The organism is Lacinutrix sp. YIN62 (genome assembly GCF_057219185.1).
Genome location: NZ_JBXVVH010000005.1, coordinates 50,777 through 77,200, shown reverse-complemented (window position 1 = coordinate 77,200; position 26,424 = coordinate 50,777). Strand labels below are relative to the sequence as shown.

The following is a 26,424-nucleotide window of genomic DNA, read 5'->3' as shown; positions in this document are numbered from 1 at the left end:
TATATGCGCATTCTTTTAATTCATCATGCATTTTTAGAAAAAAATGATGGTGGAGGATCTCGTTTTAATGAAATGACTCAGGTTTGGGCAAACCAAGGATATGAAGTAAGTGTTTTGGGTGGCATGGTGCACTATGCAACTGGAAAGAAAAATGAACGCTATAAAGGGAGGTATTTTCACACAGATAAGCAGTTTTATAAGGGGGTAGATGTTTATAGATGTCACGTGTCTGAAAGCTATAATGTTAATTTTATAGGAAGATTGTGGGCTTATTTTTCGTTTGTATTCTCAAGCATTTATGCAGGTTTATTTAAAGTTAAAGGCAAGCATGATATTATAGTAGTAACCTCACCACCTCTTTTTGTAGGTATCACAGCTTATGTTTTATCTGTATTAAAACGCACACCTTTTATTTTTGAAATTAGAGATTTATGGCCGGAATCAGCAATAGATACCGGCGTTTTACAAAATAAAATGGTTATTAAATTTGCTTTTTGGTTTGAATGTTTTATTTATAAAAGAGCGAAGCTCATCAATGTGTTGACTCCTGCATTTAGAGATACTTTAATAGAAAAGAAAAACGTTCCTGAAAGTAAAATTATATTCATACCTAATGCTGCGGACTTTACTTTAGCAGAAGGTATTCAAAATAAATTCGACGCAAATAAGTTTAAAGCAAAATTAAATTTACAAGACAAATTTGTTATCACTTATGTTGGCGCCCATGGTGTTGCAAACCATTTAATTCAGATAATTAATGCTGCTGAACTGTTATCTGATACTAATGTTGTATTCCAATTAATTGGTTCTGGAATGGAAAAAAGAATGCTTCAGCAAGAAGTTTTAAAAAGAAAATTAGAAAATGTTATTTTTAGAGACCCCGTTTCAAAAACAGAGGTATTTAAATATATTTTAGCTTCAGATATGGGGGCTTCTGTGTTAAAAAAGGTCGATACTTTCAAAACTATTTACTCTAATAAGACTTTTGATTATATGTCTTGTAAAAAACCAATATTATTAGCTATTGAAGGAGTGTCTAAACAATTAATAGAAGACGCTAAATGTGGCATTTGTGTTGAGCCAGAAAACGCTAAAGATATTGCCAATAAAATAAAAGATTATATTGCCAATTTGAATGATTATAAATCCTTTGGAGAAAGTGGATATAACTACGCTAAGGATCATTTTGAAAGAAAATATTTAGCTTTAAAGTACCTTGATAGTATAATAAAAGTATCAAATAAATAATATGTATATATCTTTTATAAAACCATCTTTAGATTTTCTTTCTGCATTAATAATTTTATTAATCGTATCTCCAATTCTTATTATTCTTATTGTTTTATTATTTGTTAGCAATAATGGCAAACCTTTTTTTACACAAACAAGAGGCGGAAGAAATAATAAAATATTTAGTGTCATCAAGTTTAAAACAATGAATGACAAAAAAGATGCTAACGGTGAATTGTTGCCAGATCATTCAAGACTAACTAAAATAGGGGGCTTTGTGAGAAGTAAATCTTTAGACGAGCTACCTCAATTATTAAACGTTTTAAAAGGGGAAATGAGTTTAGTTGGGCCAAGACCTTTTATGGCTGAGTATTTAGAAATATATACAGACTACCAAAAAAGACGACACGAAGTAAAGCCGGGAATTACAGGTTGGGCACAAGTAAATGGCAGAAATAGTATAAGTTGGCAACAAAAATTTGAGTTAGATATATGGTATGTTGATAGACAGTGCTTTTCTCTAGATATTAAAATACTTTTTTTAACTTTGCTAAAAATTGTAAAACCTACTGATGTTAACCAAGCAGGAGAAGCGACTGCGGTTAAATTTAATGGTAAAAATTAGAGAATATGGAATTTATAACTGATGTAAGACTAAGAACAGATAACCCTCTAGAAGCTGCAAAAGTAGTAAAAAAGGCATTGACGAAACATAAGGTGATTAAAGTTATTCCAGAATGGTATTTGGGTGATTTAAGAGCTTTTTATGATGTTTTTGTAGATAATTTAGGAGATCCAATAAATATTGGAGAAGATTTTACTAAAGGAGGTAAGCAAACACAAGAGAAGTGGTTGGAAATTAGATACGATGCTGATATTCCAGATTTAGCTGCTTATAGACATAGTAAAAATGCACAACCATTACATACAGACGAGTCTTATATCTCTAACCCAGCAGATGTAATGATGTTTTATGGTATAAATAAAGCTATAAAAGGTGGAGCAACTACTTTTATTGATAGTACTGTATTAATAAAGTATATGGAAGAAAATGCTCCAGATTTATTACAACGTTTAAAAACAACAGACGTTAGATATAAGAAAGCAGAAGAAGAGCGGACGGAAAAAATAATTGATGTTAAAGCTAATGGCCAAGTACATTTTAACTATAACTACTATTGTATAGATAAAGAGGAGACAGAAGAAAATAAAAGGTTAAACAAAGAGTTTTTCGATTTTCTTCAAAACTTTGTAGCTCATTCACATATGGTTGAAAAGGTAATATTAAACCCTGGTGAAGCTGTACTTTGGTGGGATGAATTAATATTACATGGTCGTACATCATACGAAGCAGAAAAGACAAATGATAGATTTATTTGGAAAACTGGATTAAAGTGGAAGAACTAGAAAACACTTTAAATCTAAGTCATATTACTTTAGGGACTATGCGGTTTTTTGATAAATCTTTAACAACTAAAGAGGTGACAAATTTAATTGAAGAAGCTTTTTCTATAGGTATAGATACTCATCATTCTTCTGTTGAATATAGTTCTTATGATTTATATAATAGGTCTTTAAAACAGTCCAATTGCGGAAATAAACTTAAACATATTGTTAAACTTTCTGCACCTCACTTTGATGACAATGTCTTTTCATCGAAATTATTAGAAGAGAGAGTAGATAAAGAATTAAAAGCCTTAGACATTGAAAGAATAGATGTTTTACAATGGTTATTAAGATCTAAACCAATTAATGACAAAGATAGATTGCTTACGCTCTTTAAATTTAAAGATGAAATAGAAGAGGTTTTACAAAGACTTAAGCAAAAAGGGAAAGTAAAGTCTGTATTTAGTTTTCCATATTCAGTAGCTTTTGGGGAAGCAGTTGAAGAGTTAAGTGAAATTGATGGTATTATATCTTATTTAAATAAAGTAGAGCAAGAGTATTCAAAATTTGCTATAAAAAAACCTTTTATAGCAATACGACCTTTCTTTGCAGGGAAATTATTAAAAGGTTCAGGCGATATTAAAACGAGTATTAATAGTTGCTTAAATTATATTAAAACTAATAAAACAGTTATAACTACAATTATAGGTGTTAATTCAATAGAACAATTAGAGGCTTTTAAAAACTAAAATAACGCGTATGTTTTTATATGGTGCAGGGGGGCATGCAGGAGTTATTATAGACATCATTTTGTCTTCAACAGAATATAAAATTGATGGTGTTTATGACGATTTTATATCTGAAAAAACTATGCATAACATTCCTGTACTTAATTGCATTTCAATAGAGAATTCAATTAAAGATATTGTTATTAGCATTGGAAATAACAAAACAAGAAAAAAAGTAGCTCGATCATTAATAGCAAATTTTATAACTGTAATTCACTTTAAAGCAGTAGTTTCTGAATTAAATGTTTTTATAGGAAAAGGTTCAGTAATTATGGCAAATGCAGTAATAAATCCTAATTCGAAAATTGGTAGTCATTGTATAATAAATACAGCAGCAGTTGTGGAACACGATTGTAAAATTGAAGATTATGTGCATATTTCTCCTAATGTAGCGTTAGCTGGAAATGTAATGGTAGGAGAAGGGACACATATTGGTTTAGGAGCAAATGTAATACCAGGAGTGAAAATAGGGAAATGGTGTATTATTGGAGCGGGCTCTACTGTAATTAATGATGTTCCTGACTTTTCAGTAGTTGTAGGTTCTCCCGCAAAATTTATTAAAATAAACGAATAATAAATTACATATTTTAAAGTGTTAAGTCCAAATCAAAAAATAAGAAAACGATATTTTGATCTTCTTTTAGCAATATTACTGCTTTTTTTTGTTTGGTGGGTTATTCTTTTGTTGGGAATTATAAGTTTTGTAGACACCAAAAAATCAGGTGTAATTACTCAAAATAGAATAGGTTTTAAAGGTTTACCTTTTAAAATTTATAAAATTAGAACAATGATATCGTTTGATGAGAAAAATGAAACAACTATTACGAGAAGAAAGGATAAGAGGATAACCAAATTTGGTCGATTTATTAGAAGATATAAGTTAGATGAATTACCACAAATTATAAATGTAATTATTGGTAATATGAGTTTTGTCGGACCAAGACCAGATGTTGAAGGTTACGCAAATAAATTAAAAGGAGAGGATAGGATAATATTAACAATAAAACCTGGTATAACAGGACCAGCATCAATTTATTTTAAATATGAAGAGGATTTATTGGAAAACCAAAAAGACCCGAAATTCTATAATGATACTGTTATTTGGCCTAAAAAAATCGAAATTAATAAAGCATATATAAAAAATTATTCATTAATTAATGATATAATATATATATGTAAAACAGTAATTTAAAGTAATTTATGAATCCAAAAATATGGCTTTCCTCACCTCATATGGGAGGAGCTGAACAAGAATATGTTAAAGAAGCTTTTGATACTAATTGGGTAGCCCCTTTAGGGCCAAATGTAAATGGTTTTGAAAAAGATATTGAAAATTACCTCAGTGAAAATACTTATGTAGCATGCTTATCCTCAGGAACAGCTGCAATTCATTTAGCATTAGTCCAATTAGGAGTTGGACTAAAGGATGAAGTTTTGTGCCAATCTTTTACTTTTTCAGCTACTGCAAATCCTATAATCTATCAAGGCGCAACACCTATTTTTGTGGATAGCGAATTGGATACATGGAATATGTGTCCAGAATTTTTAGAAACTGCAATTATAGATAGAATTAATAAAGGAAAAATGCCTAAAGCTATAATCGTAGTTCATTTATATGGGATGCCTGCTAAAATGGATGAACTAATGCGTGTAGCAAAAAAATATAGTATCCCAATAATTGAAGATGCAGCAGAAGCTTTAGGTTCATGTTATAAAGGGCGAAAATGCAGTACGTTTGGAGAGTATTCTATCCTATCTTTTAATGGAAATAAAATTATTACAACATCAGGAGGAGGAGCTATGGTTTGTAATACAGAAGAAAAAAAGAGAAATACAATATTTTTAGCAACTCAAGCAAGGGATCAAGCCCCTCATTATGAGCATACAAAAATTGGATATAATTACCGTATGAGTAATATTAGCGCAGGGATTGGTCGTGGGCAAATGGAAGTTTTGGATAAACACATAGACTTAAGGAGGGCTATTAATGGTTTTTATAAAAGGTTATTTAAAAATGTACAAGGCGTAACTGTAATGAGTGAACCAAATTCAGATTATCATTCAAACTATTGGTTAAGTTGTGTTATTTTAGATGAAACGGCTAAGCTTAATGTAGATGCATTAAGGTTAGAAATGGAAAGAGAAAATATAGAAACAAGACCTTTATGGAAACCGATGCATCTGCAACCTGTTTTTAAAAATAGTCCTTATTATGGAAAAGGTGTTTCTGAAAAATTATTTAAAACAGGACTATGTTTGCCAAGCGGGTCAAACTTAATGGAAGAAGATCTTAATAGAATCGCAAGAGTTGTAGATCGCGTTCTATAACATTTTATTATTGTAATCTACGGTTATATTTCTATATTGTAATTATAATTAAGATATTTGTCTTTTATAACTAATTACATAAATGCTAAAAAAAATAAAACAAGCTTTAAGGCAAGTATTGGAGTCTAGTCGTAAAAGAATAGATTTTAAAAATATAGGTTACTTACCGCGTTGGGCTATTTTGTGTTTTGATTCGGTTATTCTTCTATTAGCTTTAATTGTCACTAAGGTTATTGTGGGTAATCTTCAAAATATAAGCTATATATACGCGTACCCTACTGGTCAAGAGTTTATTGTCATTTTACTAAATATTTTATTCTTCATTTTATTTAGAACATATGCCGGTTTAATTAGGCATTCTACTATAATAGATGCTGTTAAGTTTTTTTTAGCGACTATTTCAACGCTCGTAACCATTTCAGCTATTCATTATAGCTATATGCTGTTTTCAGGTAAGATTTTGTTTTTAATGTCAGAAGTATTAGTCTATTCTATTATTTCTTTTTGTGGCTTGTTTTTATTTAGAATATTAGTGAAGCATATTTTCGAAATTCATTTTAATTATCATAATATAGAATCAGAGCTAAATGTATTGGTCTATGGTACAGGAGAAAATGCTATCGCTATCGCTAGTGCATTACGTTCTGAAAAGCCAGTAAGGTATCGGGTGATTGGATTCATAGATAGAGAGGATAAAAATAAAAGCAAAGAAATACTTGGTTTACCAATCATTCATTTAAATAGAAAAACAGCAGTTCTATTAAGGATTTATAGCGCACAAGCCCTCATATTGGCAGATAATAAATTAACAAAAGAACAAAGTATTGAGATTGTTGATAATTGTTTAGAATATAACTTCAAGGTTTTTAGAGCGCCTTTAATATCAGATATAGAAAATAATACGAATCTTTCTAATCAAATTCAAAATATTCAAATAGAAGATATCCTAGATAGGGAACCGATTCGATTAGATAATAAACTTGTAGCGAAAGAAATATATAATAGATGTATTTTGGTCACTGGAGGAGCGGGCTCCATAGGTAGTGAGATTGTAAGACAAGTTGCAAATTACAAACCGAGTCATCTTATTATTTTAGACCAAGCAGAATCTCCTTTATATCAAATACAATTGGAAATTAAACATGATTTTCCAGATTTAACTTTTGATGCCATAATTGCCGATGTTAGAAATATTCAAGCAGTAAATGAAGTTTTTAATAAGTATAGGCCAAATGTAATTTATCATGCCGCAGCATATAAACATGTGCCTTTAATGGAAAACTATCCTTCCCAAGCCATTTTTGCTAATGTATTAGGGACAAAAACCATTGCTGATTTGGCATGTAAGTATAATGCAGAAAAATTTGTAATGGTATCAACAGATAAAGCTGTAAATCCAAGTAATGTCATGGGGGCTTCTAAACGTATTGCTGAAATTTACGTTCAAGCACTTCAAGAAAAAGCAAAAACGAATGGCAACTCAAAAACAAACTTTGTAACGACAAGGTTTGGAAATGTACTAGGTTCTAATGGTTCAGTAGTGCCATTGTTTAAAAAGCAAATAGAAGAAGGAGGACCACTTACGATAACACATCCAGATATTATAAGGTATTTTATGACTATCCCAGAGGCTTGCCAGCTCGTAATTGAAGCAGGCGCAATGGGTAATGGAGGTGAAATATTTATTTTTGATATGGGAGAAGCTGTTAAAATCATAGATTTAGCTAAAAAAATAATAAGATTAGCTGGTTTTATTCCTTTTAAAGACATAGATATAAAGGTTATTGGGCTTAGACCTGGAGAAAAGTTATATGAAGAGTTATTGAATGAGAAATCAAAGACTTTGCCTACTTATAACGATAAGATAATGATAGCAAAAATAGAAACCTATGACTATGATTATATTAATAATGGCATTCTTGATTTAGTAGAAGTTGCTAAAAGAGATAACAAAAATGAGATTGTAAGTAAAATGAAAGCAATCGTTCCAGAGTTTCTTAGTATGAATTCCGATTTTGAAACATTAGACACAAAAGTAGCTCAAGTCAAAGAATAATGTTATATGTGTTTTTATAAAATAGCATATAAAAAAATATAAGTTAAAAATAAATGAAGATAACAGTAGTAGGGACAGGATATGTAGGTCTAGTTACAGGAACGTGTTTGGCAGAAACAGGTAATGATGTACTATGCATAGACATCGATGAGAATAAAGTAAAGCAAATGCAAAATGGAGAAGTACCTATATACGAACCACATTTAAGCGTCCTGTTTGAAAGAAATATTAATGCAAATCGTTTAAAATTCTCTACAAGTTTAGAAGAAGGCCTTAAGCACGGAAACATTATATTTCTTGCCCTACCGACTCCTGAAGACGAAGATGGATCAGCAGATTTAAAATATATTTTAGGCGTCGCAAATGATATTGGTCAACTTATTACCGACTATAAAGTTATAGTAGACAAAAGTACTGTGCCTGTAGGAACATCAGATAAAGTTAAGGCTGCAATAGCTAAGCATGCTACTGTAGCGTTTGATGTCGTTTCTAATCCTGAATTTTTAAGGGAAGGCTTTGCTGTCGACGACTTTTTAAAGCCAGAACGTATCGTTGTGGGGTCAAGCAGTGAACGCGCCACTAAGCTTATGCAAAAACTATATAAGCCATATGTAAGGTCTGGTAATCCAATTATTGTAATGGATGAAAAATCAGCGGAGCTAACAAAGTATGCCTCAAATTCATTTTTAGCAGCAAAAATTACATTTATGAATGAGATCGCAAACTTTTGTGAAAAAGTTGGTGCAGACGTTGATAAAGTAAGAATAGGAATGGGGACAGATTCTCGTATAGGCAAACGGTTTTTATTTCCAGGTATAGGCTATGGTGGATCTTGTTTTCCTAAAGATGTAAAAGCATTGCACAAGTCAGGAAAAGACAGCGATTATAATTTTAGAATACTAGATGCGGTTATTTCAGTAAATGCTAAACAAAAACTAGTTTTAGTGCCAAAAATAGAAACGCATTTTAATAACGAATTAAAAGGTAAAAATATAGCTATTTGGGGGTTGGCTTTTAAACCCGAAACTGATGACATTAGAGAAGCTCCGGCTTTAGATATTATAGATAGTTTATTAAAATCGGGTTGTAATATAACGGCATTTGATCCAGAAGCAATGCCAAATGTTGAGCGAAAATTAGAAGATAGAATAACTTTTGCTAAAAATATGTATGCTGCTTTAGAAAAAGCAGATGCGTTAATTATATGTACAGAATGGAGCATTTTTAGAACGCCTAATTTTGATAAAATAAAGACGTTAATGAATGCTAATGTTATTTTTGATGGACGAAATCTTTATGACGTTAAGGATGTTGAAAATGAAGGGTTCAAATACGTTTCAATAGGTAGGTAATGAGTCTTAAAAAAGTTTTAATTACAGGAGCTGCAGGCTTCTTAGGGTCGCATTTATGTGATCGTTTTATAAAAGAAAATTACGCCGTTATAGGCATGGATAATTTTATAACAGGTGATAAAAAAAATATCAGTCACCTCTTAGAACATCCTAATTTTAGCTTTATAAAACATGATGTAACCGAATTTATTGAAATAGAAGGAGCACTTGATTATATATTGCATTTTGCATCCCCTGCAAGTCCAATAGACTATCTTAAAATCCCTATTCAAACCTTAAAAGTAGGCTCATTAGGAACGCACAATTTATTAGGTTTAGCAAAGGCAAAGAATTCGAGATTGCTTATAGCTTCAACATCAGAGGTTTATGGAGATCCCTTAGTTCACCCACAAGCGGAAGAATATTATGGGAATGTTAATACCATAGGTCCTAGAGGGGTATATGATGAAGCTAAACGATTTCAAGAATCTATAACAATGGCATACCATCGTTTTCATGGATTAGAGACTCGAATTGTAAGGATTTTTAACACTTATGGACCAAGAATGCGACTTAATGATGGTCGGGTAATCCCTGCTTTTATGGGGCAAGCGCTTCGAGGAGAAGATTTAACTGTTTTTGGAGATGGCATGCAAACACGATCCTTTTGTTATGTAGACGATCAAGTAGAAGGCATATATAGACTGTTATTAAGTGATTATACGAATCCAGTTAACATTGGTAACCCTAATGAAATAACAATTAAAGATTTTGCTGAAGAAATTATAAGGTTAACCAATACCTCTCAAAAGGTTATCTATAAAGATTTACCAGTAGATGATCCGATGCAAAGACAACCAGACATATCATTAGCGAAAAAAATATTAAATTGGGAACCTAAAATTAATAGAGCTGAAGGTATGCGTATTACTTACAACTACTTTAAAGGGCTAAATGAAGCCGAGCTATATAAAAGTGAACATAAAGATTTTTCAAGCTACAATACCAAATAGCTTATGGAATATAAACGCGGAAGGTATTCATGGTTATTGAGACCATTTCTTATCATTTTTGATATACTAATCATTAATGCCTTAGCGTTTTATTTTTTCAACTTTAATGAAGAAAAAATATACTTATTCTCTAATAATTTTTTCAACAATAAACACTTATTTTATTTAATATATTCCATAGCATTATGGGGTTTATCTACCCATTTGTTAAGTTTTTATAAAGTTTACCGCTATACTTCTGTATTAGATATAATTGCCTTGCTAATAAAACAATTGTTTGTTTATAGTATTATTTTTTTAGCATTTATTGGGGTTTTTAGAAGTGTAAATATAGAATCTCTTAAGGTTTTTAAGTACTTACTGCTATCGTTTGCAATTATTAGTCTTATTAAATTATTGAGTTATTATGCTTTAAAAACCTATCGTTCTTTTTTACAAGGAAATGTCCGCCGAGTTATTATTGTAGGAAAAAGTGAGGGCGCAAAAGAACTGCAATCTCTTTTTACTAAAAGAAAAGAATTAGGCTATAACCTATTGGGGGTATTTAGTGACACTTTAAACCAAGATTATACGGGGACTATTGCCGAAAGTTTTATTTTTTTAAAAGAAAATCCCAGTATTGATGAGATTTATTGTGCCATCGATGAATTGACGGAAAAACAAGTGAGTGATTTTGTTAAGTATGCTAACATTAATCACTGTAACATTAAGTTTATTCAAAATACTAAACGGCTATTTTCAAAGCGAATTAAAACAGATTTTTATAATTATCTACCCGTACAATCTATTCAAGAAGTAGCGTTAAATAATGGCGTTAATAAAATGATTAAGCGTGCTTTTGATATTGTGTTTTCTATAGTTATAATTGTTTTTGTTTTATCCTGGGTATCTGTTATTCTTTTTATTTTAATAAAATTAGAATCCAAAGGCCCCTTACTTTATAAACATAAAAGAAATGGTATTAATTACAAAGAGTTTAATTGTTATAAATTTAGGTCCCTTAGAACGTTAGGAGAAGTAAAGGGAACGTATGTTAAGCAAAACGATACACGAGTTACTAAAGTAGGGCGGTTTTTAAGAAAAACAAGTATAGACGAATTACCTCAGTTTATTAATGTTTTAATGGGAGACATGTCCGTTGTAGGTCCTAGGCCCCATATGTTAACTTATACTGAAGATTATTCAAAGAAAATAGACAAGTACAGTTTTATTTTTAGGCACAATGTAAAACCAGGTATTTCTGGTTTAGCTCAAATAAAAGGATGTCGAGGAGAAGTTAAATCCGATGAAGATATTATTAATCGTATTAAGTACGATATTTTTTATATTGAAAACTGGTCGCTCTTACTAGATGTGAAAATTATATTACAAACGATAGTTTATATTTTTTGGGTTCAAGACGAAGCCTATTAATAAATAAAAGATGAATAAATTAGTCTCTATTATAACGCCAATGTTTAACTCTGAAGCTTATATAACAGAGGCTATAAAAAGCGTTTTAAAGCAAACATATTCTAATTGGGAATTAATACTTATAGACGACAAGTCTACAGATGGAACAATAAATATTGTTAAAGAATTTATATCCCAAAACTCTAAAATCAAACTACTAATAAATAAAACCAATTCTGGTGCAGCAATTTCTAGAAATAGAGGGATAGGTGTTGCAAATGGGGATTATATTGCCTTTCTTGATGCAGACGATTTATGGAAGCCAGAAAAACTTAAAACACAAATAGCCTTTATGGAGTCCGAAAATTGTGATGTTTGCTTTAGTAGTTATGAGCAAATAGATGAAGCAGGACAGCCTCTAAATAAATTAATAAAGGCATTGCCTATATTAAGTTATAAAAAGTATTTAAAAGGGAATTATATAGGAAATCTTACAGGGATATATAATGCCAAAGTATTAGGTAAAATAACGTCACCTAATCTTCGTAAACGTCAAGATTGGTTACTATGGTTACAGGCCATTAAAACATCAGGAAAACCAGCTATGAGTATACAGGCATCCTTAGCGTATTATCGTGTTCGAAAAGGCTCGATGTCTTCAAATAAACTTAACTTGATAAAATATAATTATGCTGTTTATAAAACGGGTCTAGGTTTTTCTGTAATTAAATCAATATACAGTATGATAGTATTCTTAAAAGAGCATTTTTTTATAAAATCTAAGCAAATTATTACTATAACCGAGAAATAAACTGTTTCAATTTCCCGCTTTTAGCTCTTTTTAAAACAGATTTTTGTTCTAAAATAATATTTAAATTTGGCTCTAAGTATTTCGTTATGGCAGCTTCTATTTGTGCTACTTTAGTTTTAGAAAGCACGTATTTACTCACATAACTTATTTTAAAGGAGTCTTTTTTTAACTGTTCTATAATAAACTCTTTTACATTGCCATCATCCTCAATAATGGTTTTTGTTATATAATAAAAAGTTAACCCAGCAGCGCGTTTTCCGCTTGGTAGAATTACGATATCATTTGTTCTCCCAACCAATTTTTTAAGAATAGGCTTCCTAAGTGTGCTTTGTTTTGATAGTATCCCTATATCTCCTAATTCGTAACGAATAAATGGATGTGCTTTGTTGTAAAGCGAAGTGATAACAATTTTGCCTTCCTCTCCATAAGGTAGCGGATTATTTTCAGCATCAAGGATTTCAATAAATAAATCCTCACTATTAACAACCCATTCATCACTTGTATTTTGGAATGCAATTAAACCTAATTCTGCAGCTCCATATTCATTTACAACAGGAATACCAAACTGTTTTTCTATGCATTTTTTGTCGTTTTCAAAAAGCATTTCCGAAGTCACGATACAAACCTTTAAACTGGGGCAAACATTTTTTAATACGATCTGTTTCCTTTGTAAGAATTTAGCAAATTGTACAATGGAGCTAGTATAGCCATTAATATAATGGAAAGCAGTTGATTTGAACTTTGCTAAGTTTTTTTCGAGTTGTTTATCGCTTAAATCAAAAACGGAAAACCTGTAACGAAGACTTAATATATCTTTTAAACGCTCTTTATAATATCCCGTTTTATTTAAAGGGATGCCATAAAAACGCGCTTGTTTAGATCGATTAAAACTTAAGCCGTACCAATTATACTTATCTATAAAACCAGCCCAGGTAATAGCATGGCAGTATTTGTCTTTAGCAAAAATAAAAGGTGTTCCAGAAGAACCAGAAGTTTTATGAATATGGCAATCTTTAATGGTATATCCTTGGGATAATCTTTGTGATATAGGCTGTTGTAAGTCTAATTTGGTAATAACAGGAATGCTATTCCAATCCTTTACATTTGTATGAGAAGCTAGTCTTTTGTAAAACATATTATGCTGCAAATGATGGTTTACAATAGCTTCGCGCTGTTTGTAAAAATAGGTGTTGAAATCCTTATCATTTAGTGCTTTAATAGCCTTATAAGTAAGTGAGGCTTTTTTAATAGGAAAGCCATTAAGTCGAAGCGAAAGGTTAAATAAATTCAAAAGAAAAACGGATAAATATGATAATGTAAAGTAAATAATTATTTTTGCGCAAACAACAACAAACTATGACTATTTTAATACTTGGTTCTGGCGGAAGAGAACATACAATAACTTGGAAATTAGCCCAAAGTCCAAAATGTAAGCAATTATTTGTCGCACCAGGAAATTCTGGTACAGCCGAAATTGCAAATAATATTAATATTAAAGTAACCGATTTTGAAGCTATAAAAACACTAGTTTTAGAAAACCAAATTAATATGGTCGTTGTTGGTCCAGAAGATCCACTAGTACAAGGGATACATGATTTCTTTTTAAATGATAATGCGTTAAAGCATATTGCTGTTATAGGACCACAAAAAGCGGCTGCAGAACTAGAAGGGAGTAAAGAGTTTGCAAAAGAGTTTTTGTATCGACATAATATCCCTACAGCTGCTTACCAAAGTTTTAATAGTAGTACGGTAGCACAAGGTTATGCCTTTTTAGAAACATTAAAACCGCCATATGTGCTTAAAGCAGATGGATTGGCAGCAGGAAAAGGAGTTGTTATACTTAATGATATTAGTGAAGCAAAGGCAGAATTAAAAGCGATGTTAATCGATAAAAAATTTGGATCAGCAAGTACTAAAGTCGTTGTCGAAGAATTTTTAGACGGGATAGAATTAAGCTGTTTTGTATTAACAGATGGTAAGAATTATAAGATATTACCTACAGCAAAAGATTATAAACGTATCGGAGAAGGCGATACAGGTTTAAATACAGGCGGCATGGGGGCTATTTCACCAGTGCCATTTGCAGACGCAGCTTTTATGTCTAAAATTAAAGAGCGTATTGTAATACCAACAATTAAGGGATTAGAAAAAGATAAGTTGCCATATAAGGGCTTTGTATTTATAGGGTTAATTAAAGTAGGGGAAGATCCTTTTGTAATAGAATATAATGTCCGTTTAGGAGATCCTGAAACTGAAGTCGTATTGCCGCGTTTAAAAAATGATTTAGTCGAAGTTTTTCAAGCGGTAGCAAATCAAACATTAAATACCATAAATATAGAAATTGACGAGCGTGCTGCAACTACGGTAATGTTAGTTTCTGGAGGCTATCCTGAAGCTTATGAAAAAGGGCAGGAGATCTCTGGATTAGAGTGTATTAAAGATGCTATAGTTTTTCATGCGGGAGCAACTAAAAAAGACGATAAAGTAGTTACTTCTGGAGGGCGCGTAATGGCAGTGACTAGTTACGGAAAAACGTATCAAGAAGCTATAAAAAAATCTTATCAAAATATAGAAAAACTACATTTTGATAAGATGAATTATCGAAAAGATATTGGTTTCGATTTATAAAATATATCGATTAAAGATAAGAGTGTGAAGACACACTTTTATCTTCTTCTTTATTGTCACTATATTTCTTTAATTGAAGCATCCAATATACGATAGCAGCAGCACAAATGGCCATAAAAAACCAGTTTAAAAAATTAGCAGCAAACCAACTTTCCAACTCTAAACTTCTTAAAGCATCTAAAGGTGCAAACAATACATTTACAAATAAGTCTTGAATTGCGTAGAATAAATCTTTCATAATAGTATATTTATAGAGCAAAAATACAAAAACAGATAATGATTACAAGTATTTTTAGTAAATCTAAATCAATTAATTTTTTAATAGTTTTCTTCGTATTACTACTAGCCATCTTTGCTGCTATTTTTAAGTACAATGAAAATGACATGTCTGCACTATATATTGTAAAATTAAACCTTGTATTTTTTTTAAGCTATCTCTCAGTACTCCTAACCGATTTTATTGTTAGCAAAAATTATCTCTCTCAAAAGAGTAATTATGAAGTGTTGTTTTTTAGTTTGTTTTTTTTGGTGATGCCTACCGTATTTTTGGATATAAAAACAGTAATATCTAATGTGTTTGTATTACTGGCTTTAAGAAGATTGTTGAGTTTAAGAACTCAGAAAGGGTTTATAAAAAAAATTTTCGATGCATCGGTTCTGCTAACCATAGCAGGAATAGTAAATGCTTGGTCATTTCTTTTCTTTGGTGTTATATTTATTTCTTTATTTTTTTATTCTAGAAATAAAATAAAAAACTGGTTTATTCCTCTTTTGGGCTTTTTTACTGTCGTAATAATTACAGTGGCATGTTTTATCCTTTTTAACGATACTGTTCTTTCTATTAGATCATTGTTTCCAACAATAGATTTAAATTTGAATAAGTATAATACGTTTCAATTTATAGTAGCAATAATGACGTTATTTTTCTTTGGTATATGGTCTTCTATCTTTTATTTAAAGTCCATTAAAAAGAAAAAAAAAGCCATTAGACCTGGTTATAAAATTATTTTTGCAAGCTTTATTTTTGCTGTTGTTATATTGATTCTATCTCCTAAAAAAGACGGAAGCGCATTTTTGTTTTTATTTGCACCTTTATCTATTATAATAACAAATTATGTGGAAACCATTAAAATTAAGTGGTTTAAAGAGTTGTTTGTCTTGGTCTTGGTTGTGCTTCCTTTTATATTATTAATGCTGTAGCTTTTCACCAAAGGCTAAATCCCCAGCATCTCCCAAGCCTGGAATTATATACCCTTTATTATTTAATTTATTATCTATAGCTGCAATCCATAAATGTGTATCCTTAGGGAATTTGTCTTTAATGAATTCTAAACCTGCTTTAGCGCCAATAACAGCTGCCAAATGGATTTCTTTAGGCTTGCCATAAGGTTTTAATGCTTCATAAGTCGCTACCAAAGATTGTCCGCTTGCCACCATAGGATCGGCTAAAACTAATGTTTTTCCTTCAAGGCTTGGGCAGGCCAAATACTCAACTATAATTTCAAAAACTTCAGGATTGCCTTTGTGGTGTCTATAAGCCGAAATAAAAGCATTTTCCGATTTATCTAAATAGTTTAACAAGCCATTGTGTAGTGGTATACCAGCGCGTAAAATAGAGCAAAGCACAACATCGTTTTTAGGAACGCTTATTAAAGTTTCAGCTAAAGGTGTTTGTATTTTCTTTTCTTCATAGCTAAAGGTTTTACTCATTTCATATCCTAAAACTTCACCAATGCGCTCTATATTACGTCTAAATCGCATACGATCTGTTTGTATATCAACAGCCCTAATTTCAGATATAAAAGTATTTAAAATAGAATGCTGAGAGGAAAGGTTATGAATTTTCATAGTAAGTAAGCTTTTTTGAGGCTAAAGTTAATTATTTAGTATTACAGTTGTAATTTTTGACTTTAAATTTTACGAATGATAAAAAGAAACTAGAATTTTCATTTTCTAAGGATTCTTATATAATTTACGTAGTTTTGTGCTTTAAAATGATATAATATGTTTACAAGTAAAGCTAATAGTATTTTTCAAGAGGTTATAAATACTTACCACGTTATAAATACCGTAGATCAAGAATTTACTAATGTGTATGATGAAAAAGAGAATTTGATTGAACATTTGTTATATCGTAAATGTTGGATAGATACAGTACAGTGGCATTTTGAAGATATTATTAGAGACCCTCAAATAGATCCTGTGGCAGCTTTGACTTTAAAGCGTAAGATTGATGCTTCAAATCAAGATAGGACAGATATGGTAGAATATATAGATAGTTATTTCTTAAGTAAATACGCTAATGTAACACCAAAAGAATCTGCAAAATTAAATTCTGAAAGTCCAGCATGGGCCATAGATAGGTTATCTATATTGGCATTGAAAATTTATCATATGAATGAAGAAGTTGAGAGAAAGGATGCTTCAGAAAGTCATATAGCAGCCTGCCAAAAGAAATTAGAAGTGTTATTAGAACAGCGGGTAGATTTAAGTACTGCTATAGATGATATGATAGTAGATATTGAAAATGGAGATAAGTATATGAAAGTATATAAGCAAATGAAAATGTATAATGACGATGAGCTTAATCCCGTTTTGAGAGGGCAAAAATAAGGCCTGAATAGTTTGAAGACTGTTTTTTAAACTAAGATGAAATCTAAGCAAAAACATATACTAGTTATCCGTCTTTCGGCAATGGGAGATGTAGCGATGTCAGTTCCTGTTTTAAGTGCTTTCTGCTTACAATATCCAGAAGTTAAAATAACGGTTTTAACGCGTGCGTTTTTTAAACCTTTCTTTAGAGATCTGCCTAATGTGGAAGTGCTTTCACCCGATTTAAAAGGTAAGCATAAAGGGCTTTTTGGTTTATATAGATTATCTAAAGAAATAAAGGCATTAAAAATAGATGCCATTGCAGACATACATAATGTATTGCGAACCAAAATATTGAAATCCTTTTTTTTAGGTAAGGCTTTCAAACAAATAGATAAAGGGAGAAATGAGAAAAAAGCGCTTGTTAAAGGAGAAATCTTTAAGCAATTAAAAACAACACATGAACGCTATGTTGATGTCTTTAAGCAATTGGGCTATAACATAGATTTAAATAAATCGGTAAATTTTTCAGAAAAAAAATTAAGTGTTCATGCGCAAAAACTTATAGGAACTGATGCTAAAAAATGGATAGGAATTGCACCTTTTGCCCAATATGAATCTAAGATGTATCCATTAGATCTTTTGGAGGACGTAATGGCGCAGTTATCTAAAGATCATAAGATTTTATTGTTTGGTGGAGGTGAAAATGAAATTGCAATACTTAAGGGGTATCAAAATAAATATGCAAATGTTATAAACTTAGCTGGTGAGTTAAGCTTGGATGAAGAATTAGATGTTATCTCAAATTTAAGTGTAATGCTGTCTATGGATTCAGGAAATGCACATATAGCTGCTATGCTTGGAAAAAAAGTAGTTACTATTTGGAATGTAACACACCCTTTTGCAGGGTTTAAACCATTTAATCAGCCAGATGATTATCAATTACTCGCTGATAAAAAAGTATTTCCATTAATACCCACTTCTATTTATGGCAATGTCTTCCCAGAAAGCTATAAAGAAGCCTCTAGAACAATATCCCCAGAAAATGTTATAAAGAAAATTACCTCTATTATATAAATGCACAAAAGCCTTATCTTCCGATAAGGCTTTTTTAATTTACAACTAATCCCCTAAAATTATATTATCCCTTAAACTAACAAATATTTAGAGTTATAAATTCAATTAAATTTAAGCATTTTATCGATATAAATTTTGTTAAACTGAAAAAAATAATACTTTTTCGATAAAAAGTTTATTTTTTGGGATGAAATGGGTTTGGTGTTAAAATAATCTTTTATAGCATAGTTACTTTGTGTTTGAGAATACCTTTATGAATAAAATGCTAAAGCCAGTATTTTAAATTGGCATACAATAGAAACAATTAGTAAAATAATTGAACTTTAATTTTAAAGCTATATTTAATGTGTTTAAAAACCTTAAAACTTGAGCGTTTAGAAAAAAGATGATGCTTAGTTTTTAAACATCATCAAAGTCTACTGTTATTTTTGAAGTGGTTGGATGAGCTTGACAAGTTAGTATTAACCCTTCTGCTACTTCACCATCTGTGAGAATATTGTTTTGACGCATAGTTGCATTTCCTTCGGTAACCTTGGCAATACAACTACTACAAATTCCACCTTGACATGAATAGGGAGCATCTAAATCTTGATCTAAAGCTGCTTCTAAAATGGTTTGCTTTTTTTGCATTTCAAAAGTCGCTTCCTCATCATCAACAATTATTTTTATGGTTGAACTTCCTGCTGTATTAGATTCTGCTATGGCTTCAGTGGCCTTGGCAGCTTTAAAAAGCTCGTAAAAAATAAGATCTTCTGTGATAGCATTCTCGGTTAAAACACTTTTTACGGTATTGATCATTGCTTCTGGTCCGCAAAGATAAAAAGCGTCAATAGTGGTGTGCTTGTATTTGTTTTTAACAATAAGATTAACAGTGCTTTTTTCTATTCTTCCAAAAATGGCATTGTTCTCTTGAGCTTGACTAAAAACAAATTGTATTGTAAGTCGTTGACTGTATTTGTGTTGTAACTCTAAGAGTTCATTTAAAAATATAGTGTCTTTAGTGGTTTTGTTTCCATAAACTAAAACAAAAGTACTATTGGGTTCTTCCTCTAAAACAGTTTTAGCAATACTTAAAATAGGAGTGATTCCACTTCCTGCTGCAAATGCGGCTATAGTTCTACTTTTACTAGCATCGGATTCAAAAATAAAACGGCCGTTTGGTGTTGCAACATCTAAAACATCTCCAATTTTTAATTCGCTATTTGCATATTTTGAGAACTTACCGTTTTTTACTTCTTTAACGGCAACCTTTAAAATACCACTTTTTGGAGTGGAACATAACGAATAATCGCGTCTTATATCTTCACCATTAATTGCTGTTCTTAAAGTAATATACTGTCCAGCTTTAAAGGTAAAAGCGTCTTTTAAATTTTCAGGAATTGAAAATGTTAGTGTAACAGCTTGAGAAGTTTCTCTATGAATATCTTGTATCGTTAATTTATGAAATTGCGACATGTTATTTTTTTTTGTAAAAATAGTGAAGGGTTTAGAGTTATTAGAGCAATTATGAAAAAAATAATACATAATAATTTTATGCATAAGAAAATTAGGTATATATTTGAGTCATGAGCAATTCTAAACTATATAAAGGGAGTTTAACAACTATTATCTTAAAACTTTTAAATGAAAGGGATAAAATGTATGGTTATGAAATTACTCAAAAAGTTAAAGTGATAACAAAAGGGGCGTTGCATATTACGGAGGGCGCTTTGTACCCAGCCTTACATAAATTAGAAGCAGAAGGGTTATTAGAGGTCGAAGTGAAAAAAGTAGACAATAGGTTGCGTAAATATTATAAGATAACGGAACATGGAACAAAAGAAACTGCAAATAAATTAGCAGAGCTTGAAAATTATATTAAAACAATGCAAGTCCTTATAAATCCTACATTTAGTTAAGGTTAAAACAATAAATGATCACAGGTTGGTTACTTATTAAAGGAGATTAAAGGATTAAGTGTTATGTTTAAGTGTGTTGTATTGAATTTATAAAAGGATAATAATTAATAGAAGGCACTGTTTTTAGAACTTTTAAAAAACGTGTTAATACAAAAATGAAACTTACAAAATTACAAATAGAAGAGCTGTATCTTTTTACAAGAAAACATTTTGTAGAGCATTATGACCTGCAAACAGAATTAGTAGATCACTTAGCAAACGATATTGAAGACATTTGGAAAACACAACCAGAACTATCTTTTGAAACATCTCGTGATCTGTCTTTTAAGAAATTTGGTATTTTTGGTTTTATGAATGTTATTGATGCCAGACAAAAAGCAATGAATAAACGTTACTATGGGTATTTATGGACCTATTTGAAAAAATGGTTTGAATTGCCACAATTCGTCATAACGCTATCTTTATTTCTAGCGTTTTATTTAATAGTAAAGAGTGACTATGTATTGTATTTTACGGTCCCAATATTTACTGTCGCAGGAGTATGGTCGGTTTATAAAGGCGCAGCGTTACGTAAAGCCTATGAAAAAAGAAAAAGCGCTAAGCAAAAAAAATGGCTTTTGGAGGATATTATTTTTCAATAAGCTTCAGTCGTTGGTTCTTCGTATTTGTTTTTGTTTTTTCAGATGATAAACTCCAATAGATATGATATGTTTGGGAGTAATGTTGTAGCACTTATAGCTTCTTTAGTATTTACACTCATTGTAATAAGTAGTTATATTAGTCTTCAGTTATTACCAAACGAAGCTCAAAAACTTCTTAAAAAAACATATCCCGAATACGGGATGTAACATTTTGTTGTTTTATAATACTAACTTATTAAAAGTAAACAATAAATATAGATATGTTCAAGCATTTTATAAGTTTAGAATGGAAGCAGTTTCGACGAGCTTCCTATTTTCAAAAAGGTTTAGCGATTAAAATTTTACTGTTTTTAGCGGTGCTTTGTTTTGGTGGCGCAGCCCTTATGTTTGGGGTTGGTCTATTTTTTATTTTAAAAAAAGTAGCGCCTACAGCCGATCCAATTCACATTCTAAATAATTTCTTGATTTATTGGTTTCTTTCCGACTTACTTATTCGTTATTTTTTCCAGCAATTACCAGTAATGAATGTGAAGCCATTAATGACAATTCCTGTGAAACGAAATGCTGTAATTCATTTTTTATTAGGAAAAACAACATTGTCTTTCTTTAACTTTTTACCATTATTTGTATTCATACCGTTCGCTGTAGTTTTGTTAGTTAACGGATATCCTGTAATAAATGTTCTGTGTTGGCTTGTTGCCGTAATTTCCATTACGCTAACTAATAATTTTATAAATTTTCTTATTAATAAAAATAATTTTGCTTTTTATGTAATAGTAGCCATTTTAGGGGTTTTTACAGGCTTAGAGTTCTATCATATTTTTAAAATATCAGAACCTATTGGCGCGGTCTTTAATGCACTGTATATACACTCTTACCTAGTTGTGTTTCCTGTGTTAATAGCGATAGGATTTTATTTAGTGAATTTTAACTTTATAAAAAAAGGATTTTATTTAGACAATGCGATCTCTAAAAAAATAAAGGAAGTTAATGCAGCCGATTTATCTTGGATGAACCGTTTTGGAGTTGTCGCACCGTTTATTAAAAATGATGTAAAACTTATTTGGAGAAATGTAAGGCCACGACAGGTTATGTTTATGTCTTTTATCTTTTTATTTTACGGCCTTATATTTTATACTCAAGAGGCTTATAAAGAGATGCCAGCAATGTTGGCTTTTGCTTCTATGTTTGTAACAGGTGGCTTTTTAATGACTTTCGGGCAACTAGTGCCCTCATGGGATAGCGAATATTATAAAATGCTAATGAGTCAAAATATACAATACAAAACCTATTTGCAGTCTAAATGGTATTTAATGGTTTTTGCCGTATTGCTTTCTTTTGTTTTAAGTACACCCTATATTTATTTTGGATGGGATATTTTTGGAATGATAGCCGCAGGGGCCTTCTTTAATATTGGGTTAAATTCATTTATAACACTTTATGGAGGAGTGCTAAATAGAGTGCCGGTAGAGCTTAATGTCAAAGCAAAAGCCTTTAGTAATACCAATGGATTTAATCCCACACAATTATTAATAAGTTTGCCTAAACTACTCCTTCCAATGGGCTTGTTCTATATTCCGTATAAGCTTGTTAATTTTGAGGTTGGGCTTGCGGTATTAGCTTTAAGTGGTGTTTTGGGGATTGTTTTTAGAAATGCCATTTTCAATAAAATTGAAGCCGTTTACCAAAAAGGAAAATATAAGACTATAGCTGCGTTTTCAGAAAAAAAATAACCAATTTAAAAAGACAAAACAATGATCACGACATCAAATATTTCTAAAAAATACAACGATTCTACAGTTTTAAATATTGAAAATCTTGAAATTCCTAAAGGACAAAGTTTTGGGTTGGTAGGCAATAATGGTGCAGGTAAAACAACTTATTTTAGCTTGTTATTGGATTTAATACAACCAACAACAGGGCGTATTGTAAATAACGGCGTTGCAGTTAATGAAAGTGAAGACTGGAAGCCTTTTACAGCGTCTTTTATAGATGAAAGTTTTTTGATTGGATATTTAACTGCCGAAGAATACTTCTATTTTATAGGTGAACTTCGTGAGCAAAACGCAAATGATGTTGATCAACTTTTATCACAATTTGAAGACTTTTTTCATGGAGAAATTTTAAATCAAAAAAAATATTTAAGAGACCTAAGTAAAGGAAATCAGAAAAAAGTAGGGATTGTGGCTGCACTTATAGGAAATCCAGAGGTTATTATACTCGATGAGCCCTTTGCTAATCTTGATCCAACAACTCAAATTAGATTAAAAGGTATTATTAAAAATTTAGCTGAAAAACAAGGGATTACGGTTTTGATTTCTAGTCATGATCTTTTGCATGTTACCGATGTTTGTGAGCGTATTGTTGTGCTAGAGAAAGGCGAAGTTATTAAAGACCTTAAAACAAGTGAAGCAACGTTAAAAGAATTAGAATTACATTTTTCGAATGTTGTAGAACTTTAAAAAATATGCTGGAAAGCCAGATGCAATGCCTGAAATCTAAAAAAGAATAAATGTTTTAAGATTTAACGCGGTATATTAGCATATATCTATAATCTTGAACCTATAACTTTAAACTTATATTTTGGTATAAACTGAAAAAGATGCTTATTTTTACGAGCTTATGAGATAAATATATAATATTCGCATAAGATTAAAGTTATGTATTAGATTAAATACAACAACGTTGAAAATAATATTAAAACCAATATTGCTCGTCACAGCCGCTGTTATAATAATAACAGGGTGTTCTCGTAAAAAGGATACTTTCGTTAGTAGAAATTTTCACGCAGTAACTACAGAATACAACACTTTGTTTAATGGCAATGTCGCTTTAGAAAAAGGAAGAACAAATCTTAATAACTCATACAGAGATAACTATTGGGACATTTTACCAGTAGAACGTATGCAAATAGACGAAGATCTAATCTTACCTGGCGATTCTAAAGACTCAGACTTTACAATTGCCGAAGAAAAATCGGTAAAAGCCATCCAAAGGCATGGCATGAATATTAATGGGAAAGAAAAAAATCCTCAAATAGATGAAGCTTACTTATTACTAGGAAAATCGCGCTATTTTGACCAGCGTTTTGTACCTGCATTAGAGGCTTTTAACTACATTCTATATAAATATCCAGCAAGTAGTAACATCAACCAAGCTAAAGTTTGGAGAGAAAAAACCAACATGCGTTTAGATAATAATGAGTTGGCTATTAAAAATTTAAAACGCTTGTTAAAGCAAGAAGAAATAGAAGGGCAGGATTTAGCAGATGCAACATCTATATTAGCACAAGCTTATATTAACACCAAAGCATTGGATAGTGCATTAACGCAAATTGACATTGCGGCTAGTGAAACTAAAAAACGGAATGAAGAAGGGCGTTATCGTTTTATTCAAGGGCAACTCTATAATGCCTTAAACGATAAGGATAGTGCAAACATTGCTTTCGATAGAGTTATAGACTTAAACCGGAGAATACCGCGGAAATATCTTATAGGCGCAGAAGTAGAAAAAGCTAAGAATTTTGATTATGAGAACGGTGATAAAATTGCTTTTTTAGAGCATTTAACAAAGCTCGAAGTAAATAGAGAGAACAGGCCTTTTTTAGATCATATATACCATCAAATAGGAACGTATTATCTCAAAACGGCTAATGACTCCTTAGCAGTGGTCTATTATAATAAATCTATAAAAACACGCTCTCAAGATAAAATTTTAGTTGCTAAAAATTACGAAACGCTTGGGGATATGAGCTTTGATGCTAATGCTTATAAAAATGCAGGCGCATATTTTGATAGTACAATGATTAATATGGTTAAAGATAGCAAACCATATAGGACTATAAAGCGAAAAAGAGACAACCTAGACGATGTTATTTATTATGAAGATATTGCCGAAACAAACGATAGTATACTAAATTTGGTTGCTATGAATGAAGCCGATAGGTTAGCTTATTTTGAAGCTTATACAAACAAATTAATAACCAAAGCAGAAGCCGAAAAAGAACGTTTAGCAATCGAAGAACAAAAAAGGGGCTTAGCAGCAAATAGTACAGGAAGTGGGAATATTGTAAAACCTAAAGGCGGCGCTTCAAATAAAGGATCGGTATTTTATTTTTATAACCCTACAACTGTAGCCTATGGAAAAAACGAGTTCTTAAGAGTTTGGGGTAATCGCGAACTTAAAGATGGCTGGGCATCATCCTCAAGTCGTGGCGCATCAGGTATAAGCGCAGCATCAGCAGAAGAACTCTTGAGTTTAGATGAGAATAATGAATTGTTTGATCCACAATATTATATATCAAAAATTCCAACCGAAGAAAAAGCAATCGATAGTTTATCTAAAGATAGAAACTTTGCATACTACCAATTGGGCCTTATTTATAAGGAGAAGTTTAAAGAATATGAACTCTCAAAAGAGAAGTTTTTAGCGTTGTTAAAAAGTAATCCTGAAGAGCGTTTAATATTGCCTTCAAAATATAATTTGTATAAAATTTATCAAGCACTAGGAGAGGCAGATGAAGCTTCAATAGCTAAAAACGATATTATAACCCATTACCCAGAGTCGCGTTATGCACAAATACTTCGTAATCCAGAACTGGTTTTAGATCGCGATAAAAATAGCCCAGAAAGCCTTTATGAGCAGACATATAAGTTGTTTGAAGAACAGCGGTTTTTAGAAGTTATCAATACTAGTGAGTATTATATTAATAGACTAGAAGGCGATGCAATTGTGCCAAAGTTTGAACTGCTAAAAGCAACGGCAACAGGGCGTTTATACGGATTTGAAGCTTATAGTAAAGCGATAAATGCTATTGCTGCAAATTATGCCAATACCCCAGAGGGAATGCAAGCACAAGAAATGATTTCCAAAGGATTTACTGTGTTGTCAAATAAAGTATTTGGAGACGACACTACGGCCAAAAACTTTAAAGTAATATATCAATTTACAGATTCTAGTGAAGATGAAATTAATACCTTTGTAAAGGTTTTAGAAGAAGCGGTAAAACAAGTGAAATATTATGATCTAACGGTTTCTGTAGATTTGTACAAAGAAAATACTATATTTATAGTAGTGCATGGTTTAAAAAGTATAGATGGTGCCAAAGGGTTTTCTCAAATATTAGAAAAAGGAGATGAGATTAAAAAACCTGCATTTGCAATTTCCTCTCAAAATTATAGAATTGTTCAAATTCATAAAAATTTAGATGCTTATTTAATAAGTCAATAATAATATAACTCCCAAAAAAAATAA

26 protein-coding genes are annotated in these 26,424 nt (G+C 31.1%); 22 read left to right on the top strand and 4 right to left on the bottom strand.

What is annotated here, in order from left to right:
- Positions 1-3 precede the first annotated feature (3 nt).
- The 12 genes from AC2D8I_RS04760 (at position 4) to AC2D8I_RS04705 (ending at position 12,335) form a co-directional block, all read left to right on the top strand.
- Complete coding sequence (locus AC2D8I_RS04760; RefSeq protein ID WP_484704849.1) at positions 4-1,248, top strand: glycosyltransferase family 4 protein; 1,245 nt, start codon at positions 4-6, stop codon at positions 1,246-1,248.
- Position 1,249: 1 nt separating this feature from the next.
- Positions 1,250-1,855, top strand: a complete 606-nt coding sequence (locus AC2D8I_RS04755) for a sugar transferase (protein WP_484704848.1) — start codon at positions 1,250-1,252, stop codon at positions 1,853-1,855.
- 5 nt (positions 1,856-1,860) lie between these two features.
- Positions 1,861-2,637, top strand: coding sequence for a TauD/TfdA family dioxygenase (locus AC2D8I_RS04750; RefSeq protein ID WP_484704847.1), 777 nt, complete (start codon positions 1,861-1,863; stop codon positions 2,635-2,637).
- Positions 2,625-3,365 carry an aldo/keto reductase gene (locus tag AC2D8I_RS04745; protein ID WP_484704846.1) on the top strand — a complete coding sequence of 247 codons (741 nt, stop codon included), beginning with the start codon at positions 2,625-2,627 and terminating at the stop codon, positions 3,363-3,365. The genes AC2D8I_RS04750 and AC2D8I_RS04745 overlap by 13 nt, the downstream gene beginning before the upstream one ends.
- Positions 3,366-3,375: 10 nt before the next feature.
- Entirely contained in the window at positions 3,376-3,978 is a 603-nt protein-coding gene (locus tag AC2D8I_RS04740; protein ID WP_484704845.1) for an acetyltransferase, read from the top strand.
- A gap of 18 nt (positions 3,979-3,996) precedes the next feature.
- A complete protein-coding gene (locus tag AC2D8I_RS04735; RefSeq protein ID WP_484704844.1) occupies positions 3,997-4,596 on the top strand; it encodes a sugar transferase in 600 nt (199 codons plus the stop codon).
- 8 nt (positions 4,597-4,604) lie between these two features.
- Positions 4,605-5,732 (top strand): DegT/DnrJ/EryC1/StrS family aminotransferase, encoded by a 1,128-nt coding sequence (locus AC2D8I_RS04730; protein ID WP_484704843.1) that lies wholly within the window; start codon positions 4,605-4,607, stop codon positions 5,730-5,732.
- A gap of 82 nt (positions 5,733-5,814) precedes the next feature.
- Positions 5,815-7,788, top strand: coding sequence for a polysaccharide biosynthesis protein (locus AC2D8I_RS04725; protein WP_484704842.1), 1,974 nt, complete (start codon positions 5,815-5,817; stop codon positions 7,786-7,788).
- 53 nt (positions 7,789-7,841) lie between these two features.
- Positions 7,842-9,140, top strand: a complete 1,299-nt coding sequence (locus AC2D8I_RS04720) for a UDP-glucose dehydrogenase family protein (RefSeq protein ID WP_484704841.1) — start codon at positions 7,842-7,844, stop codon at positions 9,138-9,140.
- On the top strand, positions 9,140-10,132 hold the full coding sequence (locus AC2D8I_RS04715; protein ID WP_484704840.1) for a UDP-glucuronic acid decarboxylase family protein: 993 nt from the start codon (positions 9,140-9,142) through the stop codon (positions 10,130-10,132). The genes AC2D8I_RS04720 and AC2D8I_RS04715 overlap by 1 nt, the downstream gene beginning before the upstream one ends.
- 3 nt (positions 10,133-10,135) lie before the next feature.
- The gene (locus AC2D8I_RS04710; RefSeq protein WP_484704839.1) at positions 10,136-11,545 is read left to right on the top strand and encodes an exopolysaccharide biosynthesis polyprenyl glycosylphosphotransferase; all 1,410 of its coding nucleotides are present in this window, start codon (positions 10,136-10,138) and stop codon (positions 11,543-11,545) included.
- A 10-nt stretch (positions 11,546-11,555) separates the two neighbouring features.
- Positions 11,556-12,335, top strand: a complete 780-nt coding sequence (locus tag AC2D8I_RS04705; RefSeq protein WP_484704838.1) for a glycosyltransferase family 2 protein — start codon at positions 11,556-11,558, stop codon at positions 12,333-12,335.
- On the opposite strand, the gene AC2D8I_RS04700 is transcribed toward AC2D8I_RS04705, so the two are convergent.
- On the bottom strand, positions 12,319-13,626 hold the full coding sequence (locus AC2D8I_RS04700; RefSeq protein WP_484704837.1) for a phenylacetate--CoA ligase family protein: 1,308 nt from the start codon (positions 13,624-13,626) through the stop codon (positions 12,319-12,321). The two genes, AC2D8I_RS04705 and AC2D8I_RS04700, sit on opposite strands and share 17 nt — an antisense overlap.
- Before the next feature lie 65 nt (positions 13,627-13,691).
- On the opposite strand from AC2D8I_RS04700, the gene purD reads away from it, so the two are divergent.
- The gene (gene purD, locus AC2D8I_RS04695; RefSeq protein WP_484704836.1) at positions 13,692-14,963 is read left to right on the top strand and encodes a phosphoribosylamine--glycine ligase; all 1,272 of its coding nucleotides are present in this window, start codon (positions 13,692-13,694) and stop codon (positions 14,961-14,963) included.
- Positions 14,964-14,973: 10 nt separating this feature from the next.
- Here purD and AC2D8I_RS04690 read toward each other — a convergent pair whose 3' ends face one another.
- Positions 14,974-15,201, bottom strand: coding sequence for a DUF6341 family protein (locus tag AC2D8I_RS04690; RefSeq protein WP_484704835.1), 228 nt, complete (start codon positions 15,199-15,201; stop codon positions 14,974-14,976).
- 38 nt (positions 15,202-15,239) lie between these two features.
- Between AC2D8I_RS04690 and AC2D8I_RS04685 the strand changes: the two genes are divergently transcribed.
- On the top strand, positions 15,240-16,163 hold the full coding sequence (locus AC2D8I_RS04685) for a DUF6427 family protein (RefSeq protein WP_484704834.1): 924 nt from the start codon (positions 15,240-15,242) through the stop codon (positions 16,161-16,163).
- On the opposite strand, the gene upp is transcribed toward AC2D8I_RS04685, so the two are convergent.
- Positions 16,152-16,811 carry a uracil phosphoribosyltransferase gene (upp, locus tag AC2D8I_RS04680; protein ID WP_484704833.1) on the bottom strand — a complete coding sequence of 220 codons (660 nt, stop codon included), beginning with the start codon at positions 16,809-16,811 and terminating at the stop codon, positions 16,152-16,154. The two genes, AC2D8I_RS04685 and upp, sit on opposite strands and share 12 nt — an antisense overlap.
- Positions 16,812-16,967: 156 nt before the next feature.
- Between upp and AC2D8I_RS04675 the strand changes: the two genes are divergently transcribed.
- Together AC2D8I_RS04675 and AC2D8I_RS04670 are read left to right on the top strand one after the other, a co-directional pair.
- Positions 16,968-17,576 carry a DUF4254 domain-containing protein gene (locus AC2D8I_RS04675; RefSeq protein ID WP_484704832.1) on the top strand — a complete coding sequence of 203 codons (609 nt, stop codon included), beginning with the start codon at positions 16,968-16,970 and terminating at the stop codon, positions 17,574-17,576.
- A 36-nt stretch (positions 17,577-17,612) separates the two neighbouring features.
- Positions 17,613-18,632: a glycosyltransferase family 9 protein gene (locus tag AC2D8I_RS04670; RefSeq protein WP_484704831.1), complete on the top strand. Its 1,020-nt coding sequence runs from the start codon at positions 17,613-17,615 to the stop codon at positions 18,630-18,632.
- Between the two features lie 399 nt (positions 18,633-19,031).
- On the opposite strand, the gene AC2D8I_RS04665 is transcribed toward AC2D8I_RS04670, so the two are convergent.
- Positions 19,032-20,087 (bottom strand): 2Fe-2S iron-sulfur cluster-binding protein, encoded by a 1,056-nt coding sequence (locus AC2D8I_RS04665; RefSeq protein WP_484704830.1) that lies wholly within the window; start codon positions 20,085-20,087, stop codon positions 19,032-19,034.
- Between the two features lie 110 nt (positions 20,088-20,197).
- On the opposite strand from AC2D8I_RS04665, the gene AC2D8I_RS04660 reads away from it, so the two are divergent.
- The 6 genes from AC2D8I_RS04660 (at position 20,198) to porW (ending at position 26,400) form a co-directional block, all read left to right on the top strand.
- Positions 20,198-20,530, top strand: coding sequence for a PadR family transcriptional regulator (locus tag AC2D8I_RS04660; RefSeq protein WP_484704829.1), 333 nt, complete (start codon positions 20,198-20,200; stop codon positions 20,528-20,530).
- Between the two features lie 155 nt (positions 20,531-20,685).
- The gene (locus AC2D8I_RS04655; protein ID WP_484704828.1) at positions 20,686-21,171 is read left to right on the top strand and encodes a hypothetical protein; all 486 of its coding nucleotides are present in this window, start codon (positions 20,686-20,688) and stop codon (positions 21,169-21,171) included.
- Between the two features lie 42 nt (positions 21,172-21,213).
- A complete protein-coding gene (locus AC2D8I_RS04650; RefSeq protein ID WP_484704827.1) occupies positions 21,214-21,378 on the top strand; it encodes a hypothetical protein in 165 nt (54 codons plus the stop codon).
- Positions 21,379-21,431: 53 nt separating this feature from the next.
- Positions 21,432-22,904 carry a DUF5687 family protein gene (locus tag AC2D8I_RS04645; RefSeq protein ID WP_484704826.1) on the top strand — a complete coding sequence of 491 codons (1,473 nt, stop codon included), beginning with the start codon at positions 21,432-21,434 and terminating at the stop codon, positions 22,902-22,904.
- Positions 22,905-22,925: 21 nt separating this feature from the next.
- Positions 22,926-23,633 (top strand): ABC transporter ATP-binding protein, encoded by a 708-nt coding sequence (locus AC2D8I_RS04640; protein WP_484704825.1) that lies wholly within the window; start codon positions 22,926-22,928, stop codon positions 23,631-23,633.
- Positions 23,634-23,856: 223 nt separating this feature from the next.
- The gene (gene porW / locus AC2D8I_RS04635; RefSeq protein ID WP_484704824.1) at positions 23,857-26,400 is read left to right on the top strand and encodes a type IX secretion system periplasmic lipoprotein PorW/SprE; all 2,544 of its coding nucleotides are present in this window, start codon (positions 23,857-23,859) and stop codon (positions 26,398-26,400) included.
- Positions 26,401-26,424: the final 24 nt, after the last annotated feature.

Excerpts from the sequence above, each read along its gene's own strand:
- upp (WP_484704833.1), bottom strand. The coding sequence starts at position 16,811 with ATGAAAATTCATAACCTTTCCTCTCAGCATTCTATTTTAAATACTTTT.
- AC2D8I_RS04720 (WP_484704841.1), top strand. The coding sequence starts at position 7,842 with ATGAAGATAACAGTAGTAGGGACAGGATATGTAGGTCTAGTTACAGGA.
- AC2D8I_RS04675 (WP_484704832.1), top strand. The coding sequence starts at position 16,968 with ATGTTTACAAGTAAAGCTAATAGTATTTTTCAAGAGGTTATAAATACT.
- AC2D8I_RS04690 (WP_484704835.1), bottom strand. The coding sequence starts at position 15,201 with ATGAAAGATTTATTCTACGCAATTCAAGACTTATTTGTAAATGTATTG.
- AC2D8I_RS04760 (WP_484704849.1), top strand. The coding sequence starts at position 4 with ATGCGCATTCTTTTAATTCATCATGCATTTTTAGAAAAAAATGATGGT.
- AC2D8I_RS04660 (WP_484704829.1), top strand. The coding sequence starts at position 20,198 with ATGAGCAATTCTAAACTATATAAAGGGAGTTTAACAACTATTATCTTA.
- AC2D8I_RS04650 (WP_484704827.1), top strand. The coding sequence starts at position 21,214 with ATGATAAACTCCAATAGATATGATATGTTTGGGAGTAATGTTGTAGCA.
- AC2D8I_RS04725 (WP_484704842.1), top strand. The coding sequence starts at position 5,815 with ATGCTAAAAAAAATAAAACAAGCTTTAAGGCAAGTATTGGAGTCTAGT.
- AC2D8I_RS04670 (WP_484704831.1), top strand. The coding sequence starts at position 17,613 with ATGAAATCTAAGCAAAAACATATACTAGTTATCCGTCTTTCGGCAATG.
- AC2D8I_RS04685 (WP_484704834.1), top strand. The coding sequence starts at position 15,240 with ATGATTACAAGTATTTTTAGTAAATCTAAATCAATTAATTTTTTAATA.
- AC2D8I_RS04710 (WP_484704839.1), top strand. The coding sequence starts at position 10,136 with ATGGAATATAAACGCGGAAGGTATTCATGGTTATTGAGACCATTTCTT.
- AC2D8I_RS04655 (WP_484704828.1), top strand. The coding sequence starts at position 20,686 with ATGAAACTTACAAAATTACAAATAGAAGAGCTGTATCTTTTTACAAGA.
- AC2D8I_RS04645 (WP_484704826.1), top strand. The coding sequence starts at position 21,432 with ATGTTCAAGCATTTTATAAGTTTAGAATGGAAGCAGTTTCGACGAGCT.
- purD (WP_484704836.1), top strand. The coding sequence starts at position 13,692 with ATGACTATTTTAATACTTGGTTCTGGCGGAAGAGAACATACAATAACT.
- AC2D8I_RS04640 (WP_484704825.1), top strand. The coding sequence starts at position 22,926 with ATGATCACGACATCAAATATTTCTAAAAAATACAACGATTCTACAGTT.
- AC2D8I_RS04755 (WP_484704848.1), top strand. The coding sequence starts at position 1,250 with ATGTATATATCTTTTATAAAACCATCTTTAGATTTTCTTTCTGCATTA.
- AC2D8I_RS04665 (WP_484704830.1), bottom strand. The coding sequence starts at position 20,087 with ATGTCGCAATTTCATAAATTAACGATACAAGATATTCATAGAGAAACT.
- AC2D8I_RS04750 (WP_484704847.1), top strand. The coding sequence starts at position 1,861 with ATGGAATTTATAACTGATGTAAGACTAAGAACAGATAACCCTCTAGAA.
- AC2D8I_RS04715 (WP_484704840.1), top strand. The coding sequence starts at position 9,140 with ATGAGTCTTAAAAAAGTTTTAATTACAGGAGCTGCAGGCTTCTTAGGG.
- AC2D8I_RS04730 (WP_484704843.1), top strand. The coding sequence starts at position 4,605 with ATGAATCCAAAAATATGGCTTTCCTCACCTCATATGGGAGGAGCTGAA.
- AC2D8I_RS04740 (WP_484704845.1), top strand. The coding sequence starts at position 3,376 with ATGTTTTTATATGGTGCAGGGGGGCATGCAGGAGTTATTATAGACATC.
- AC2D8I_RS04705 (WP_484704838.1), top strand. The coding sequence starts at position 11,556 with ATGAATAAATTAGTCTCTATTATAACGCCAATGTTTAACTCTGAAGCT.